General features: G+C 41.4%; 16 protein-coding genes. 10 read left to right on the forward strand and 6 right to left on the reverse strand.

The genetic code is table 11. From position 1 onward, the window contains the following. Positions 1-14: 14 nt before the first annotated feature. The 4 genes from NA23_RS09665 to NA23_RS09680 are packed head-to-tail and all read left to right on the forward strand — an operon-like array spanning position 15 to position 3,512. A complete protein-coding gene (locus NA23_RS09665; RefSeq protein WP_033191710.1) occupies positions 15-746 on the forward strand; it encodes a YdcF family protein in 732 nt (243 codons plus the stop codon). Positions 747-789: 43 nt separating this feature from the next. Beyond that, the gene (locus tag NA23_RS09670) at positions 790-1,440 is read left to right on the forward strand and encodes a rhomboid family intramembrane serine protease (RefSeq protein WP_033191709.1); all 651 of its coding nucleotides are present in this window, start codon (positions 790-792) and stop codon (positions 1,438-1,440) included. Positions 1,441-1,474: 34 nt separating this feature from the next. Then, positions 1,475-2,512: an asparaginase gene (locus tag NA23_RS09675; protein ID WP_052107146.1), complete on the forward strand. Its 1,038-nt coding sequence runs from the start codon at positions 1,475-1,477 to the stop codon at positions 2,510-2,512. Continuing rightward, positions 2,496-3,512, forward strand: coding sequence for an AI-2E family transporter (locus tag NA23_RS09680; RefSeq protein ID WP_052107145.1), 1,017 nt, complete (start codon positions 2,496-2,498; stop codon positions 3,510-3,512). Before NA23_RS09675 ends, NA23_RS09680 begins: the two co-directional genes overlap by 17 nt. A gap of 7 nt (positions 3,513-3,519) precedes the next feature. Here the strand turns inward: NA23_RS09680 and panB are convergent, their stop codons facing one another. Further along, complete coding sequence (panB, locus tag NA23_RS09685; RefSeq protein WP_033192589.1) at positions 3,520-4,302, reverse strand: 3-methyl-2-oxobutanoate hydroxymethyltransferase; 783 nt, start codon at positions 4,300-4,302, stop codon at positions 3,520-3,522. A 118-nt stretch (positions 4,303-4,420) separates the two neighbouring features. Between panB and NA23_RS09690 the strand changes: the two genes are divergently transcribed. Further along, a complete protein-coding gene (locus tag NA23_RS09690) occupies positions 4,421-6,178 on the forward strand; it encodes a M3 family oligoendopeptidase (RefSeq protein ID WP_249477062.1) in 1,758 nt (585 codons plus the stop codon). Between the two features lie 42 nt (positions 6,179-6,220). After that, a complete protein-coding gene (locus NA23_RS09695; protein ID WP_084384088.1) occupies positions 6,221-7,306 on the forward strand; it encodes an aldose epimerase family protein in 1,086 nt (361 codons plus the stop codon). Between the two features lie 68 nt (positions 7,307-7,374). Here NA23_RS09695 and NA23_RS09700 read toward each other — a convergent pair whose 3' ends face one another. The 5 genes from NA23_RS09700 to NA23_RS09720 all read right to left on the reverse strand — a co-directional run bounded on the left by NA23_RS09700 (position 7,375) and on the right by NA23_RS09720 (position 15,922). Continuing rightward, entirely contained in the window at positions 7,375-8,682 is a 1,308-nt protein-coding gene (locus tag NA23_RS09700) for a TldD/PmbA family protein (RefSeq protein WP_033191707.1), read from the reverse strand. Further along, positions 8,679-10,076 carry a TldD/PmbA family protein gene (locus tag NA23_RS09705; protein WP_033191706.1) on the reverse strand — a complete coding sequence of 466 codons (1,398 nt, stop codon included), beginning with the start codon at positions 10,074-10,076 and terminating at the stop codon, positions 8,679-8,681. The genes NA23_RS09700 and NA23_RS09705 overlap by 4 nt, the downstream gene beginning before the upstream one ends. A 113-nt stretch (positions 10,077-10,189) precedes the next feature. After that, a complete protein-coding gene (gene mutL / locus NA23_RS09710; RefSeq protein WP_033191705.1) occupies positions 10,190-12,025 on the reverse strand; it encodes a DNA mismatch repair endonuclease MutL in 1,836 nt (611 codons plus the stop codon). Positions 12,026-12,174: 149 nt separating this feature from the next. Beyond that, on the reverse strand, positions 12,175-13,398 hold the full coding sequence (locus NA23_RS09715) for a hypothetical protein (protein WP_033191704.1): 1,224 nt from the start codon (positions 13,396-13,398) through the stop codon (positions 12,175-12,177). 16 nt (positions 13,399-13,414) lie between these two features. After that, complete coding sequence (locus NA23_RS09720) at positions 13,415-15,922, reverse strand: hypothetical protein (RefSeq protein ID WP_033191703.1); 2,508 nt, start codon at positions 15,920-15,922, stop codon at positions 13,415-13,417. A gap of 213 nt (positions 15,923-16,135) precedes the next feature. Between NA23_RS09720 and NA23_RS09725 the strand changes: the two genes are divergently transcribed. The 4 genes from NA23_RS09725 (at position 16,136) to fliE (ending at position 18,662) form a co-directional block, all read left to right on the forward strand. Then, positions 16,136-17,335: an IS110 family RNA-guided transposase gene (locus tag NA23_RS09725; protein ID WP_236938359.1), complete on the forward strand. Its 1,200-nt coding sequence runs from the start codon at positions 16,136-16,138 to the stop codon at positions 17,333-17,335. Positions 17,336-17,524: 189 nt separating this feature from the next. Then, positions 17,525-17,908, forward strand: a complete 384-nt coding sequence (gene flgB, locus NA23_RS09730; RefSeq protein WP_033192587.1) for a flagellar basal body rod protein FlgB — start codon at positions 17,525-17,527, stop codon at positions 17,906-17,908. Between the two features lie 32 nt (positions 17,909-17,940). Beyond that, positions 17,941-18,357 carry a flagellar basal body rod protein FlgC gene (gene flgC, locus NA23_RS09735; protein WP_033191702.1) on the forward strand — a complete coding sequence of 139 codons (417 nt, stop codon included), beginning with the start codon at positions 17,941-17,943 and terminating at the stop codon, positions 18,355-18,357. 5 nt (positions 18,358-18,362) lie between these two features. After that, positions 18,363-18,662, forward strand: coding sequence for a flagellar hook-basal body complex protein FliE (gene fliE / locus NA23_RS09740; protein WP_033191701.1), 300 nt, complete (start codon positions 18,363-18,365; stop codon positions 18,660-18,662). The last annotated feature ends 53 nt before the right edge of the window (positions 18,663-18,715 follow it).

The raw sequence follows: 18,715 nt of genomic DNA on the forward strand, positions 1-18,715 counted from the left end.
ACTGGTTCTCAGATATGTTTGAACTTATGAAGATAATATCTGCCTTTCTAATCTTTCCTGGTATCTTCGTAACACTCTTCTCAGTTCTGACCGTTTATTTTTTTATAAAGGAAAAGAATTCAAAGTACAATAAAATCTGGATTTTATTTCTTCTTTTATCTATTTTCTTTTATCTAACTTCTTCGACTTGGTTTGTAAACCTATTTTCAAAGGTTTTGTACGTTCCGGACACATCCGATGGCGGAGATTACATCGTTGTTCTTGGCGGAGGAATCGACGAATACTCAGGAAATGTTGAGATAGGAAGACATACTTTGAGGAGGTTGTATAAAGGCTACTTGCTTTACAAATCAAAACCAAGAAAGATAATAGTTACAGGTGGGGTTGTTTCGAAGGGCATTCCGGAGGCACTTGTCATGAAAGATGTGCTCCTTTCTTTAGGCGTTCCAGAAGAAGATGTCGTAGTTGAAGACAAGGCGAGGAATACGTACCAGAATGCGAGATTCACACACGATATAGTTAAGGACAAATCCATAACCCTCGTAACAAGTACAACACATATGAGAAGAAGTTTGATGGTTTTTAAAAAGTTCTTCAAAGAAATTTACCATGTACAGAGTGATGTGCCTATCGATTTTCGAAATTCATTCCTTGACTATATTCCGACGTACGGAGCTTTTTACGGGTTCTGTAACATAGTGTATGAACTCATTGGACTTCTTCAGTACACGATTTTCAAACACTAGATGCCTTTTATTTTCTTACTAAGAGTAGAAAGGAGTGGGACCAATGTTCCCATTGTACGATACGATTCCCAGTTTGAGGAAACCTGTTGTGAATTATATGATAATCACCGTCAATGTGTTGGTCTTCTTGTATGAGCTGTCATTATTTTGGAACGAGGAACTACTCCAGGAGTTTTTTTACACCTTTGGTTTTGTTCCAGAACGTATGTTCTACGCGTTCCCAGTCTTACAAATCTTCACGCACATGTTTGTTCACGGCGGCTGGTCGCATATAATTGGAAACATGTGGTTTTTAAAGATCTTCGGTGATAATGTCGAAGATGCGATGGGGCATTTTAAATTTTTCGTGTTTTACATCACTGGTGGTATTTTTGCGCTCTTTTTCCACGTGGTTTTTAACCCGTTCTCCCCTTACCCGATGGTAGGCGCGTCTGGTGCAATATCCGCAGTCATGGGTGCTTATTTTGTTCTTTTTTACTATTCACGCATAGTCTCACTTGTATTTTTCATTCTGCCTTTCATAGTGGAAATCCCTGCGGTAGTGTACCTCTTTGTTTGGTTCTTGCTACAAGTGTTGAACGGCGTATTTGCCGATGTCACAGGAGCAGGAGTTGCTTATTGGGCGCATGCAGGAGGGTTTATCTACGGTGTGCTGGTTGGAATGAGGATCAGAAGGAAAAGATACTGGTACTGATTAATTAACACACTGAAAAAGGGGAGAGGAATGTATGGCTTTTAAAGACGGTAATTGGCTGACCAAAAGAAGGAAAAAGATAGTTATCGTCAGTACAGGCGGAACAATCGCTATGGTGAAGAAAGGCAGAACTGTTGTACCTTTCGATAAAGGGAACGCACTTGTTACGGACATCCCTGAGCTTTACGAAATAGCTGATGTTGAACTTTACGAATTTTCAAATATCCCAAGCCCACACATGACTCCTCGTTTAATGCTTGAACTTGCAAGAAAGATAGATGAATTCTTGGAAGAAAGAGGTTACGACGGCGCGGTTGTAACACACGGAACAGATACATTAGAGGAGACTGCTTACTTTCTTGACCTCGTTCTGAAAACAGAAAAACCCGTTGTTCTGACGGCTTCCATGAGAAACATCAGTGAGCTAAGTACAGACGGGCCGCGAAACGTTCTTTCATCGGTGCTTGTTGCTTCGTGCGATGATAGTTACGGAATGGGGGTTGTTGTCTGCTTGAACGACGAGATCCATGCAGCACGTGAAGTAACAAAAACATACACGAGCAACGTTGCAACATTCGATTCGCCTGGTTACGGTCCACTTGGCTTAGTTGATGAAAACAACGTCGTGTACTTTAGAAAGTCGCTTACAAGAGAGAAAATACCAACTGACAGAATAGAGGAGAAAGTGGCCGTTGTCAAAACCTTCACAGGTGATGACGGTACAATTCTGCGTGCCGTGTACGAGATGGGCTACAAAGGTATCGTATTGGAAGGATTTGGCCGTGGCAATGTGCCTCCGGAACTTGCAGATGTTGTCGAAAAGATAGTGAAAAACGGGATTCCCGTTGTTATCACGTCACGCTGTTTCAAGGGCAGGGTCTATCCAATTTACGGTTACACCGGCGGAGGCGCTGACTTAAGGAAACGCGGTGCCATACTCAGTGAGCACCCACTTGCGCAAAAGGCAAGGATAAAGTTGATGGTCGTTTTGGGAATTACGCAAGACATAGAAGAGATAAGGACATACTTTGAAAAACACATAGGAGGGGTGATAAGTGAAATTGAGCATTAGGCAACAGGCGTTGCTCATAGTACTTTTGTACGCCGCGATATTTTTCGTTGCATTCACACTCTCAAAGACGTTACTCTACGTCTTCGTCTTCTCGCTCATATCTATACTAGTTGTGAATTTCATTTACAAGAACATGATGAGATTGAGAATTCCACATCCGATTTCGGTTACTGCGGCATTGATTATCTATTTTGGCGTCCTAATTTATGCGTTCGTAAGAATCATCCCTCTAGTGGTTAATCAAATAGGCTCTTTCTACGAATTCATGAAGAATATTCTTGATTCAAAATACTGGGAGAACTATTTAGCTGATAATCCAGAACTATCAAAGGTTATAGGTAATTTAGCCGACTGGGCAAGTCCAAGGATCACAGAGTTGTTCAACAATTTCCTCTTGGAGTTCGCCAAGAAGCTTCCTGGTATTGGTGTCGTTATCTTTTACAGCGTCCTTTTCACAATTTACGTGACCATATATACAAAATGGACAACAAAGTCACTGCCGGGGCTTTTTCCAAAACGCGTACAACCATTGGTGGAAGATTTCCTGTCGAAGTTGGGAATGTCACTACAAAGCTACGTCGATGTGGTACTTCTTGGAGGCCTTATTGTGGGCCTGAGCTTTTATTTTCTCTTTTCAATTTTTCTGCCAGAATATACCGTCTTACTCTCTTTTTGGGGGTTTATAACCAACTTAATTCCCATAGTAGGAGTAGTTATCGAATGGATACCTATTCTAATAGTTACACTGGGATTGGGACTTAAAAACTTCATAGTTGTCAATCTAATTGTCGCAGCCGTTCATTTTGGAGCGTTTCTGTTCTTCATATTCATAATGAAGCACAAAGCTAACATCAACCCTGTTCTGATGTTGATATTCATCTTCTTGGTAGGCTTAGTCTACGGACTTGTTGGAACGTTTTTTGCCGTTCCCGTCGCCATATTTTTCGTCACGTTATGGAACGAATTCATTAAAACTGAACTGGATGAAACAAGGATATAATCACGGGTTATTCAAACACATGCGTTTGTTCTGGGAAGAGTTTTGACTTCACCTCTTCCCTATATTTTTTTACAGCGTCCAACATAACTTCATAGGTATTCGCGTAGCTCTTAGCAAATTTCAAATTCATCTGAGACAAGCCAACGACGTCGTGGAACACGAGAACTTGCCCATCACAAAACCTTCCAGCTCCAATGCCTATGGTTGGGATACCAACACTTTCCGTGATTTCCTTTGCTACACTTTCCACAACGAGTTCAAGAACGATTGCAAAACATCCGGCTTTTTCAAGGGCTTTTGCATCTCTTAGAAGCTTCTCCCTACTTTCAGGTGTTTTTCCCTGCACCCTGTGACCACCGAGCAGATTGACCGATTGAGGTGTGAAGCCAAGGTGCCCCATGACAGGTATTCCCGCTCGTATGATTTGCTTAATTGTTTCTACGTATTCTTCGCCACCCTCGAGTTTTACCGCATTGGCTCCGGCCTTGAGCATCAGTCCTGCGTTTTCGACAGCCTTTTCAATGCTCACTTCGTACGACAAAAAAGGCATATCTCCAACGATGAACGCATCGGATGCCCCTCTGCGCACAGCCTTTATGTGCATCAACATCTCTTCCATCGTTACTGGTATAGTGCTATCGTAACCAAGCACCACATTCCCCAGAGAGTCACCGACCAATATAATGTCAACACCTGATTCCGAGGCTATCTTAGCGGTTGGATAGTCGTAGGCGGTTAACATAACGATAGGTTCTTTGCCCTTCATATCTATAATCTTCTTGGTTGTCATCGCCATTTCTCCTCACCCCTTGAATTTTTGGAAAACAACTCCAACCAAGAAAATTATACCACTTCTGTGATATAATGGCTATATCGAACGTATAACAGCGGTTAAAGGGGTGAAAATCATGAGATGGAACTTAACGAACATCTATCCTTCGTTTGAGTCTGAAGAATTTAAATCCGATTTGGTGAGATTTGAGAAAGAAACTGCAGAATTCCTGAAGTGGATGGATGAAAACCTCAATTCAGCGGAAAATGCCGAGGAAAAGCTGGAGTATATCATCAGCAAACTGAACGAACTTTCTTTGATTGGTGGAAAATTGTACAACTTTGCCAGCCTAACGTTAAGTGCCGATGCAAATAACGAAACTGCTGCAAAGTACCTTGATGTTATCAGGAGTAAGTTCGTTGATCTTTCACTTGCGAGAACGAAATTTAGGAAGTTTTTGAAATCGGTGGAAATTGAAAAGCTTGAGGATACTCCTTCTGAGGTAATTAGATCCCACGTGTTTGTGATTAAAGAACAGAAGATACTTTCTAAATACATGCTTTCGGAGAATGAAGAGAAAATAATCAGTATGATGAGACTAACTGGTGGAAACGCTTGGAATAACTTGTACGAAAAGACCACGTCAAACTTACTGTGCGAAATGGAACTGAACGGTGAAAAGAAGAAATTACCGTTGATGAGAGTGAGAAACTTAGCGTACGATAAATCAGCTGAAGTGAGAAAAAAAGCGTACGAAGCCGAGATACGAGCTTGTGAAAGTGCTGCAGATGTTGTGGCTCAGTGCTTGAACAGCATAAAAGGGGAGTTTTTAACAGAAGTAAAACTGAGGGGATACACTTCTCCGCTTGAGCCTATGCTCTTTGAAAACCGGATAACTGAACAGACGTTCAATGCTATGATGGACGCAGTCAAAGAAAGTATGCCAAAGCTGAGGGAATACTTCAAAAAAAAGGCTAAGATCCTCGGACACGAAAAAGGTTTACCATGGTACGATTTATTTGCACCGCTTGGTGGATACGAACGTAAGTGGACCTACGAAGAAGCAAGAAGGTTCATAGTCGATAACCTGTCAGCATTTTCAAAAGAACTCGGTGATTTTATCGACAGTGCCTTTGAAAAGAGATGGATCGATGCAGAGACAAGGCCGGGAAAACGAGGAGGGGCATTCTGCTCTTCTGTGAAAGCACTAAAAGAGTCAAGAATACTCATGAGTTTTGACGGAACTCTTGACAACGTACTCACACTTGCGCATGAGCTTGGTCATGCATTCCACAACTACTGCTTGAAGGACGAAACACCACTGAACAGTACAACTCCAGCCACACTGGCTGAAACGGCTTCGATTTTTAATGAAACGCTGCTCTTAAACATGATAAAAGCAAGTGCAAAAAGTGAAGAAGAAAAACTCGCATTACTCGATAAAGAACTCTCCGATGCGGTACAGATAATCATAGATATTTACAGCCGGTTCTTGTTCGAAAAAACGGTCTTTGAAAAGCGTACGGCCGGTCCTCTCAGTGTCAAAGAACTCAAAGAAATAATGCTCAACGCACAAAAACAAGCATACGGTGATGGTTTGGACGAAGAGGTTCTCCACCCATTTATGTGGCTTGTAAAACCGCATTACTATTCACCAACGTTCCATTTTTACAACTTCCCATACACATTTGGTATGCTCTTTGCATTAGGCGTGTACGCAAAACGCGACGAACCTGGATTTTTTGGGACATACAAAAAACTGCTCTCTTCAACAGGAAAAGGCACAGCTGAAGAAGTCGCTGCGAGTGTGGGAATAGATATAACCAAAAAGGAATTCTGGCGCTCTTCGTTGGAGGTAATCGAAAAGGCTGTGGAAGAATTCCTCGAGCTCTAAATATAGCCTAATACACAATTAATAACGTGTGAGGTGGGGAAGTTGAACGCTCTGTCTGGTTATGGTTCGGTTGAGCAAAGGCTTTTTGGATATACTCAGGATGGCACACAGGTACACGAATACACACTCATCAACAAAAACGGGTTGATGATGAAAGTCCTCTCGCTCGGTGGCATTGTTCGGGAGTTATGGGTGCCCGATAAAGACGGAAGGTTCGTTGATATTGTTCTTGGATACAACAGTGTGGAAGAGTACGAACAAAACACGGGCTATCTGGGAGCTGTTATTGGTAGGTTTGCCAACCGGATAGCTTACGGAAGATTCCAAATCGATGGTGTTACTTATCAATTAGCGCTGAACGACGGTGGCGGGAAAAGGCCGAATGCACTACACGGTGGTTTTAAGGGATTTGACAAAAAAGTTTGGAAAGCCTTTGATGAAGTGACCCCTGAAGGTCCCAAACTTCAACTAAGACTAAGAAGTCACGATGGAGAAGAAGGTTACCCTGGAAATTTGGATGTTACGGTTATTTACACGCTAACAAACGAAAATGAATGGAAAATAGAATACACAGCGAAAACTGACAAGCCGACAATCGTCAATTTGACACAGCATACGTATTTCAACTTAAACGGCAGAGGCAAAATCTACGATCATAAAGTGTTTATTAACGCAGAGAAGTACACACCGGTCAATGAAAACCTGATACCTACTGGTGAAATTTCCACTGTCGAAGGTACTCCTTACGATTTGAGAAAGCAAACAACCATAGGAGAAGCAATAGAACGTTTGAAAAGCGTGTATCCGAACTTGAAAGGTTTTGACATCAACTACGTTCTTAGTGAAAGTGATGACAGATGTGAGAAATTTGTAGGAAAGGTATTAAGTGAAAAGAGTGGAATTTCAATTGAGGTTTACACAACGCAACCTGGAGTTCAGTTTTACACAGGGAACTACTTACAGGGGTTCCAAGGAAAGTACGGTCAGTATTACGACGAGCATACAGGCTTTTGCCTTGAGACACAGCACTTTCCAGACTCACCTAACCATAAAAACTTTCCAACAACGATCTTAAGATCAGGTGTGCTCTACCACCATATCACACACTTCAAATTTTCTGTAGCTTAAAACAACAAAGCCCCCAAATTTTTGTTTTTCGGGGGCTTTGTTTTAGTTTTTAATTTAAGTGCAAACTATCACGCGTTACCGGCTATATCGAGTGTACTTATCAGCACAGAAGGTGTTATTATTCCCATAAATGCGCGTATATCACTTCCTACTTCCTCGATGTTCTTTATCATCTCAAGGAAGTTCCCGGATATCGTTATCTGTTCAACTCCGTGCGTGATTTTCCCGCCTTCAACTTTGAAAGCTTTAGCACCAAGCGAGAAGTTACCTGATATTGGATTGGCTCCCGAATGCATACCTTCCACTTCGATTATCACAAGCCCATCATCCAAAGTCATCAGCAATTCTTCAAAGGATTTCTTGCCCGGTTCAATGTAAAGGTTTATCGGCTGTATACCGGTTCCCATTGCGTTACCTGTTGGCTCAACGCCATCTTTTTTTGCTGTTTTTAAATTGTGCAGGAATGTTTTGAAAACACCGTTTTCGATAATTGTCTTCTCTTTTGTAGGGACTCCTTGTGTATCAAACGGTGCACAGCTTATACTTAGTGGATGATACGGCAAGTCTTTAACCGTGAGTACCTCACTTCCAATCTTTTCACCAAGTTTTCCTTTAAGAGGTGACAAATTTTTCTGCGCATTTTCTGCGCTGATCATCGAAATAAGCATGCCAAGTATGTCTGAAAAAACGTCGTTTCTAAGAATCACTCTGTATTTCCCACTTTTGACTGATTTTGAGCCTACAAGTGCAAGTGCCTCATCGCGTGCTTTTGAACCCACCTGAATTGGATCAAGAGCTTCTGGTTTCCTTCCAAGTGCGAATTCGACTGCTGACCTGGGAGAGACATCTTTTGCAACGGCCATCGCGTACATGAATCCTCCACCGTTGACGTAAGACACGTCAAGTCCAAGGGTGTTAGCAAGTCGCATTTCGTTCATCTGTTGCCCGTAGACAGCCATATCGTTCATTATTTCCGCGCTTTTACGAATCTCTTCATGCGCCTTCTCAACGTACGACAGTCTTTCTTTCACAGACAATTTCTCAAAACTACCATCGTATGGTTCTATCTGTGGATATTCACCTTTTCCATCGTAGAAATATTCAACATCTTCTGTATCAATTATCGATATATTACTCAACGCGTCTTCGAATACTTTCTCTGGATCGTCCAAAGTTTCCGTGTAAGACATCCCAAGTTTACCATCTTTCAAAATTTGGAGTGTGATTTTGAATTTGCCTGCATCTGTGTACTGATCCATCTGACCATTTTGGTATCTTACTTGGAAGTTCTTATTTTGAGAGTAGCTTATCTGCGCCTCTACGCCATTTGCTTTTGCAAGCTTGAATATCTTTTCTTTGAATTGTTCGAACGTCATGCGTTTCGCCCCCCAACGATGATTTCTCTGACCTTAATCGTTGGTTGCCCAACGTCAGCTGGTATGGAACCACTGTAAGAACCACACATACCTTGTCCTCTTGCCACATCGTTTCCAACCATCTCGATCTTCTGGATGATTTCATAGCCCTTCCCTATCAACGTAGCACCTTTAACTGGTTTTGTTATCTTTCCATTTTCTATCAGATAGCCTTCGTTTACAGCGAAATTGAACTCTCCGGTTGCGGGGTTCACAGAACCTCCACCCATCGTCTTTGCATACAAACCATATTCAACAGAAGCGATTATTTCTTCAGGGTGGTAATCACCTGGGAGGATGAACGTGTTACTCATTCTCGATGTCGGTGCGAACGTGTAATCTTGCCTTCTACCACTGCCTGTTGATGGCATTCCCATCCTTCTTGAGCCGAGCTTATCGATCATGTAACCTTTCAGAATACCGTTTTCAATAAGCATAATTCTTTGCGTTGGTGTTCCTTCATCATCAACATTTGCACTACCCCATGCATTTGGAATCGTTGCATCGTCAACTGCGCTGACACATTCAGCTGCTACTTGTTGTCCAAGTTTGCCGGCAAAAACGGACATTCCGCGTGCCACAGAGGAGGCTTCCAGTGCGTGTCCGACAGCTTCATGGAAGATAACTCCACCGAATTCATTGGAAATTACCACGGTCATCTTACCTGCCGGAGCTGGTTGTGCATCCACCATCCTCACAGCAATCCTTGCCGCCCTAACACCTGCTTGTTCAACATCGATTTTTTCCAAAAACTCAGGTCCCATAGCTGCACCCGGACCGTAAAAGCCTGACTCCATCTGTCCATCCTTGACAGCTACGGCATTTATCATCAACCTGGTGCGCACCCTGTTGTCTGTTACGAATACGCCTTCGCTGTTTGCTATCAGCACATTCTGGTCGTAGTCCCAGTACCTTACGACAACTTGCGCTATCGTTGGTGAGTATCTCTTAGCTGCCTCGTATGCCCTTTTCATATAACCAACTTTTGCCTCTTTTTTGACTTGTTCTGGCTTCCACAAAACAAAATGCTTGTTCTCAAGTTCTTTCTTTCTCAAATCGATCGAGAAATCTTTGAGCTTGATTTCTCCAAGAGCTTCGCCAACGCGCTTGGCAACATTAAGAATATTTTCTTTAGACAGATCGTTTGTGTACGCATATATTGCCTTATCTCCGAGAAATCCCCTTATACCTACACCGAACATCCTGCCAGTTTGTGCAAGTTCTACTTTCCCGTTCTTCAGCTCAATGTTTGTAGAATATCTATCTTCGACAAAAACTTCCGCGAAATCTCCACCGTATCTCAGAACCGTTGCCAAAATCTCTTCAACAAAAGGCTTGTCAAATCTGTCCAACACAGTCTCACCCCTTTTTTCAGATAACAGATAGTTCGCTATTCGAACGAAACACATGTACAATTATACCACAAACGAAATTCATAAGTCAAAGCATATCAAGATATCGATTATGTTCATCTTCTTTCGAAATAACTATCCAGCTGGTCAAACGTGATTTTCATCATTATAGGTCTTCCATGAGGACATGTGAGGAGGTTTTTACCTTTTATCTCCTCGATAAGCATTCTTACTTCCTCTTCGCTCAGTTTATCACCTGTTTTCACGGCAGTTTTACAGGCCTTCGATGCAAGAACGTGCAGAATGCTCTGTGGTTTGTTGAACGGAAGCCTATATTCCTCGAGTACCTCCAGTAACGTCTCTTGAGCTTGTGTTATCTTTATCAACGAAGGGATGGATTTTAGAACAACCTTGGCACTATTTTCTGATTTTTCCATCTCTATGCTGAAGCCAAGCTCTTTCAATTCAGTTTCCAGACTTTCCAAAACATTCGCTAAGCTTTTCCCTATACTAAATTCCACAGGTATCAAAAGATCCACAGGCTGGAATTCATGCTCTTTGAGTTGTTCATAAATAACCCTTTCATGCGCGGCATGGAAGTCTATGATAACGATCCCATCGTTATCTTCAAAAAGGATGTACCTATTCTTTATTATTGTGAACGCTCCTGCTTTATCCAAACTCGTTGGACTGGCGAAATTTGGAAAGAGCGCAGGATGTGAGTTGGCGGTTTTGAAATCGACAGTTTTCTGATATTTTTCACCTGTTTGAATCATGTGCTGAGGAAACGAAAGGCTTTTTTCCTTCGTTTGGAATTTTTGAAATTCATCTGTCTGGTTGAACTTTCCTGCTGAATCTTTGCCTGACTCGGTCAAAATGTTTTTTGACTCGCTCTGTTCAACGTACGTTGAAACGAATTGATCAAGAGCACCTTTGTCAATTTTTTCAACAAACAACTGGAATCCTTCGAACTTTCTTAATGTATCCCTCACGCACCTTGCTATCGCGTCGTAGACAACACGTGGTTCAGAAAATTTCACCTGCAGCTTTTGCGGATGGATGTTCACATCGACTTCGTTTGGCGGAATATTTATGAAAATCACAGCGTATGGGTGCGTGCTTTCAACAAGTGACTCACCGTATCCGCGCTCTAAAGAAAGATGAAGCAAATTATCCAACACAAACCGGCCGTTGACAAAAAACAGCTGGCCAGAACGGTTCTTTCTGAAAAACTGAGGTGATGAGATTATCCCAGAAATCGAAACTGAACTATTAACATAATTATCAATAACTTCAAACGACTTCACCTCTGGGAAAATCAACTTGAACCTATCGGGCAAGCTTGAGGCAGGTGCATTGTAGACAATTTCTTCATCTACTTTGAAAAGGAACCGAATTTCTGGCTTTGTAAGTAAAAACCTCTCGATTACCTCAGTTACCATGCGCCTTTCGATCTTTTCTGAGGAAAGGAATTTTCTTCTTGCGGGGATGCTGAAGAATAAATCGTGCACTTCAACGGTCGTTCCCTTCTCCCTGAAAGTTTCTGCTACTTTGACAAGTTTTCCACCCACCATTTCGAGTTTGTGCGACTCAATGCCGTCAGAAGTTGTTATCACCAGTCTTGATACTTCACCAATTGAAGCGAGCGCTTCGCCCCTAAAACCGTAGCTCGTGATGTTGTAGATGTCTTCGAGCGAAGAAATCTTGCTTGTTGTATACCTTTGAACTGCAAGTACAAGGTCTTCCTTTGACATACCAGAACCGTTATCGACAACTTTGATATAGCTTTTGCCTCCGTCTTTTATCTGAACTTCTATATTAGAAGCACCGGCGTCAATGGAGTTTTCCACCAGTTCCTTAACAACGGACGCAGGGTTAACCACAACCTCACCGGCGGCTATTTTCGATACAACTTCTTCAGGCAGTTTGATTATCTTTGTCTTCTCACTCATGACCGATTCTTTCCTCCTTTGAACAGCTTTCCAAAACAATTATACCATCTTAAAAGAAAAAAGCCTGCCGATTTCGTAATTGAAAAACGGCAGGCTTACAGTACTGGTTTTCAAGCGACTGTACTATTTATCAATCGCGCTAACACGTATTACAACCCTCCGGATAGTGTTAATGCAACACCGAAACCTGGAGTTGAATTTTCACCTGGGAACAATGAGTTACTTGTCATGCTAAGCTTTAAATCTGCGTTGAGTATGAACAAATTCACTCCTGCTCCGATCGTATGAGAGTAGCTTACTGGATTGAAGCCTAGCATATAATAAAGTCTCGCGATCTCAAAGTTTATACCAGCGTATCCTTTTACAACCCAGTTGCCATCGAACCAATAACTGCCCATGATCCCCCACATCAAGAAGCCATCACTTTTCCAATAGCCGGTAATTTGAATTGGAGGAGCTACATCTACTGGAGTAAGTAACATGGCAACTATCGGCTCCGAAGTCGAGTTCGTTGCTTCGAGTGTTATATTTGTTCCTTCACCTGTATAGTTTATACTTGCATTGGTTATGAGCTCAAATGAATAGTACGCTTTTGCAGGCGTGAGCACTATATTTCTTACCGCGAAACCAAAGTTGTCGTTACCATAACCAAATTCAAAAGAAATACCTAAATCCTTAAACTCGTTCAATGAATTGATAATCTTTCCGATATCCAAATTAGAAAGATAATCGAAATGTACCCGACTGTACATTTTTACTGTAGCATCCAAATTAACGGAAGCCTGTGCTGGTGTTGCTGATGAGGTGTAAGAAACGTTCATAAAGGTTTGTGAAATGTCACTGTACAGTACGGGTACAAAAACGTTACCTGCTACATAGAAATCACCGAGTACAAGAGCAAGTCCGTTGTTTGCCGTGATGTTAGCAATAAGAAAACCAGAATAACTGCTCTCGTAGGTTGTATCTATCTGGGTATCGCCAACAAGTAGCTCAGCAAATGTCTTTGGCAGGTTCATTTTGATATTTCCATCAATTCGTGTGTAAGGAACAAGCCTCAAATCTCCCAGTTTCAGATGCACGTATGCTCCTAAACTAACTGGCAAAGAGAAGCTGAACCCATTTGAGAGTGCATCAGCGAGTGTTGTTGAATCTAATTTTAGTTCTTCTTCGTTCAAAAGTGCGTTGATGTTTTCCAAAGTGAGCACATTTTGCCCGAGCTCTATCTCGACAAACGGGGCAACCTTTAAGAGTGTTGTGAAATCGTTCCTCACAAGAGATGCATTTCCAAATAGTCCAAATGGTTGGATTACAACCGAAAAGCCAAATACAGAAATTAACAACCCAAAAATTACAAATGTTCTAATTCTTCTCATAGCTGCTCACCTGCCTTTAATTCCCGAGTTTGACTTCGGTTGCAACTTTCAAATCTACGGCGATGTACGGTGCAACGCTGAGCTTACCGGTGTAATTCAAAGCGATGTTTTTGTCTTTTGGTAACAGTATCTGGTACGGTGTGTTAGATTTTGCTATTGAAATAATTTTTGCTTTGTCTACTGTTACTGAAGTGACAGTATCCGTTAAGGTTACGTTCACTTCACCATTTGGCCCGAGCTTAAGCTGTGCTTTCAAGCCCGTTGTGTTATTGTAAGTCTTATACTTAACGCTGACGTTTTCTATAATGTCTTTCAAAGGTTCTAATGCACTTAGATCTATTGTGCCAGAATTAAGTATAACGTCCTGGCTATCAGGTGTTTTAGCGCTTATTGGGAATGAGAATTGGAATCGAACATTGATTTCACTGTCTTTGCTCAATTCGCCGGGGGCTGTTTTGATGGTTATGCCGAGTTCCAGAGGTGCTCCTTGTTTGATAAGCGATGTTATAGTATCACCTATATTTCTTTCCTCGCCTTTCCCTATTTCAACAGAAGTTCCAGAGATATTCAAAGTCAGCGTAGCCGGTATCGTTGAATTTGTTATATCGAAATATATCGGAGCGTTGATGTCCAATATTAAGTCTTTTATGAACGCGAACGCATCTTTGAAAATATCACCGAAGTTTATCAATCTTCCAATGTTTTGTGTGTAAGTCTGCCCTTTCAATTTCACCTTTGATATCTCGAAAACTTCGATGGAAGGCTCTACCCAGAGATTTACCCCGTCTCTTATATTAACATTTTCTACAACCACGGGATCCGGGACAGTTGGTTGTATAGTCATATTAAACGAAGTGAAGCTCGCGAAATCAAAGAGTTTATTTACTGCTCGTAGTTCTATGGAGCCTGCTCCTGAAAGTGTGTGTGTATCATTTCCTTCCTCGAAAATATTAGAACTTATGTTCAGCGAGATACCAGAAGTACCTGTGACGTTGTAATTAATTTTGGCTTTGATTGTCGCCGTTGCTTCGCTTATAAAGTCAAGTACCTCAGTTGGTACTTGTTGGCTAAAGGCGATCGGTGATATGTTAATACCAGAAATTTTTGCAGTTTGAATCTTTATAGTTTGATCCTCTGGCAAGTTAACAGTGTAAAACACCGTGTTGGAATTTACATTTCCGCTTATCAGCGCGTCAATTGTCGAGGGTAGGGAGATGTTTTTGAATGGTATCTTTATCCCCGCTGAAGTATCTTGAAGTTCATTGGCTCCAAAAGTACCTAAAGCCCTTACTTCTGAAAGTCCGGTAAACGTCAAAAGCATATAACCGCTATCTGAAGTGAATTTGAGCTCAGTTAGATTATTTGGAAGGGGAAGAGTCACAGTAATTGGGTAATTTTCTATCTTCTTTACCTGAACGTTGGGCTTGATTTCGATCTTTGGATTTGTTCTCAAGTCTGCACTAACTAACCCAGTTAGTTCGACTGTACCGGTTATACTTATCCCATCCCCGACTGTAAATAACTCTGTGTCATTGAGGTTGATTCTTGCTGTTGTTGAATTTGATGAACCACTTCCGATATTAACCGAACCTGATTTGGCATTGTACGATTGTGATATGTTTCCGCTGAAACCGGAAATTGTTAGCTTAACATCAACCGTTCCACCAAGAGCCATTTTCCACGTGCCTGTAGTAATTGGTATGTTTTGGGCAATACTAATAGAAATCTTTTGACTGCTGAGCTTTGAAGTATCCAAATCTTTGAAGTAATCTACCACTTGGTTTTTGAATGACAAAGAGATCGTTGCAATTCCAGAAGATGTGGATTCGAATCTTATCTTTACAGACGATGTCTTCTTTATTAGAACGTTGGCCAAGTTTTTCGTTCCGTTTGCCTGTAAAGGGTATGCAAAACCATCGATAATCAAAGCTGAATTGGAAACAACTACTGGAGAGATGTCGAAACGAACGTTTACGCTTTTTAGATTTGCTTCACTAAAGATTAGTTGAGATAAAACAGCTGATGGAACATCAAACGTGTTGACTCCATTAGTAACTGGTACGGAAAGGTTAGAGATTAGTTCAAGATCTCCTATTTCGACTTCGGATAAATTCACCTGCTGTTCGATGGAACTTATGGATGGTAGCTCGATTTGGCCGGAAAGTGACTGTATGAAATAATTGGTGTCGATCTTGTAGCTGAACCTGTTACCAAGTTCACCAAGCTTAGATTGGAGCTGTTTCTGAACATCTTGCAAAAGTGTCCCGGGGCTGTAGGTAATTTCCGTGGCGTACTTGAGTGTAACTGGATCGGTTTTTTCTAAAGTTAAATCTCTACCAAGTTCGTTTGCAAAGCTATCGACCAAATCTTTCACTTTAAAATCGAGAGTCGTCAGTGGAAATTCCAGATACTTAGTGTACTGCACCTTAACCTTTTCAGGGGATTTTGAAGGTAACTTCAAACCACAGGAAAACAAGATAAGAGCGATAACGACAATGGTGAATACCATGTAGAACTTCCTCATGAATGCCACCTCCTACATAAAAATATGGTATAAATAATTTAGCTTAAAAAAATTGAGGGCAGGACAACTTATGTCACCTTGGCTTTTAAGCCATTTTGGGAGTCTGTTGCCTGCCTTTAACCATGATAAGTTGGTTGGGCTTTCAGCCCTCGTCAGCATGGAGGATTGGTTCAGTAGGCTCCCTGCCCTCATCATTCGAAAGGAGGTTCTTGTATGAATAACTTCTCCATATTCGTCGGCATCGATGTTTCCAAGGATAAGTTCAACGTCTGCGCTATCTCTAATCCCAGTTCCATCATCTTCGAATCTTCTTTCGATATGTCCCAGCAAGGCTTTTCTTCCTTCGCAAACAAACTCTCTGCCTTCCCAAAACAATCCATCATCATCGCTATGGAATCTACTGGCTGTTATCATCTCAACCTTCTGGCTTTCCTTTCTTCCAACGACTTTGCTTGCGCTGTTTTTAATCCTCTAACTGTTAAAAACTTTGCTTCTCTTCGAAAGACCAAAACCGACAAAATCGATGCTCGCATTATCGCTACTGCTTTGTTTTACCTACAACATCAAATTCCTTCTTCTGCTTTTGTCAACTCTGAGCTTCGTGATATTGTCAGAGCACGCGAAAACATTATCCACCGCATCGCAAAAGTTAAAGGCAATATCGAAAAACTGCTCAACGTTCTTTTCCCTGAACTCGAAAGAGTTACCAATATCTACAGTGACACTATCCTCAATCTTCTTTCTCATTTCCCTTCTGCCAAGGCTATTCAAAAGGCTCGTAATCTGGATGTGTTCTTTTCCAAAGACCGTGGCAGAAGTACAAAACTTAATGCTCAAAAACTTAAAGAACTCGCTAATAACTCGATTGCTCAATATTGGCCGATGAAAGAAAAGATTCTTGTGCAAAATATCAAAGAACTACAATTTTTACAGCAACAGCTTGAAGAATACGACAAGATGATGAAAGAATATTGCGAATGTAGTGCGATAAACCTTGATATCGAGATACTCACGTCAATACCAGGTATTGGTGAAAACAGCGCGATGCATTTCTTGGCAGAAGTTGGAGATATCTCAAGATTTAGTACATACAAAAAACTCATTGCGTATTGTGGACTCGATCCAAGCATTGCCCAATCAGGCAAAAGCAAAGTAGAAGGACACATATCGAAAAGGGGCAATGCCCACCTAAGACGAATACTATGGCTAATGGCAGTGAGTGTAGTGATTCACAACGAATATTTCCGAACATACTATGAACGAAAAAGGCAGCAAGGTATACCGTACAAAAAAGCGATAATGTCAGTAGTACACAAGTTATTGCGAACGTTGTACGCAATGTTGAGAAAGAAAGAGAAGTTCAATATTGATTATGCTATCTCACACTCAAAACAAAAATTTAATTTTGCATAGTTGACTCCCAATATAGTTTCCGTACACAAAAAGCTCTTTCTAATAGTTTAGACAACCAATGTTGTAAAATAGTTCACTTCTATTTTAGCATGTTCGAAGTTCATTCTTGTAGGAATCGGAGAATTTGTGGTAGAATAGTAAATATGAAAACAGGACGACTTGCAACAGGGGGCTTAAAACATGGTAGGTATATTCAACTCGAATTTTGACACACTAAAGACAGCAATGGATGTTCAAATGAAACGGCAAGAACTCCACGCACAGAACATTGCGAATGCGGAAACGCCTGGCTACAAGAGAAAGTACGTAGCATTCGAAGAATACCTTCAGGAATCGAAGATGAAATTGCAGCTGAAAACGACAAATCAAAAACATCTTCCAACATCTCCGAAAGTTGTAACTGCAAAAGAGGTAGCTATGAAAAATACGTCTCTTACCAATGACCAGAACAATGTGGATATAGACATGGAAGTCACGGAAATGGTTAAAGACGCGCTCAGATATCAGGTTCTTTCAAGACTGATGAGTTCGAATATCGATAGGTACAACACAGTGATTAGGAATACAAGGTAGTTGTGTCGTAGAATAACCTGAGAGGTGATATGATGCAGAGTGAATTCAACATAATGAACATCTCGTCAACAGGATTGTCGGCGCAAAGGTTCAGAATAGAGCTCATCTCAACGAATATAGCGAATTCCGAGACAACGAGAACGGAAAACGGGGGACCTTACCGAAGGAAAGTTCCTGTTTTTCAGGAACTTGTCAGAAACATCCAAGGCAAGCGTGAAAACTCTGGTGTGATTGTAAAAAGTATCTACGAAGACCCTTCCGAATTCAGGGTAGTTTACGACCCGACACATCCAGATGCAGATGAGAACGGATATGTGAGACTTCCGAACGTGAACATAGTTCGTGAGATGGTGGATATGATAAACGCACAAAGAGCTTACGAAGCAAATGCTACAGCGATAAACACAACGAAAGCGATGATAACTTCCGCCCTTCAGATAGGGAGGTGAAGTGAATGGTAGATAAAATTGGTGGGGTTAATCCGTTAAGACCTAACGTAACGATGAACGTTAACAACAGCCAAAATCAGGGTGTAAGTGAATTCAGCAAAGTGCTTTCTGAAGCACTGAAAAATGTGAACGATCAGCAAAAGAACGTGGAAAAGTTGACCGATGACTTCGCCATGGGTAAAGTGAGCAACATTCACGAACTGATTGTAGAAGCAGAAAAAGCTTCAATATCGTTGAGGCTGACCGTTGAAGTGAGAAATAGGATAGTCGAAGCGTACAGAGAAATTATGAGGATGCAGTTTTAAATTAGTTTAATTGATAAAAAACAAGCGGGGCATTACGCCCCGCTTGTTTTACA

It is taken from the genome of Fervidobacterium islandicum (genome assembly GCF_000767275.3).
GTDB lineage: Bacteria > Thermotogota > Thermotogae > Thermotogales > Fervidobacteriaceae > Fervidobacterium > Fervidobacterium islandicum.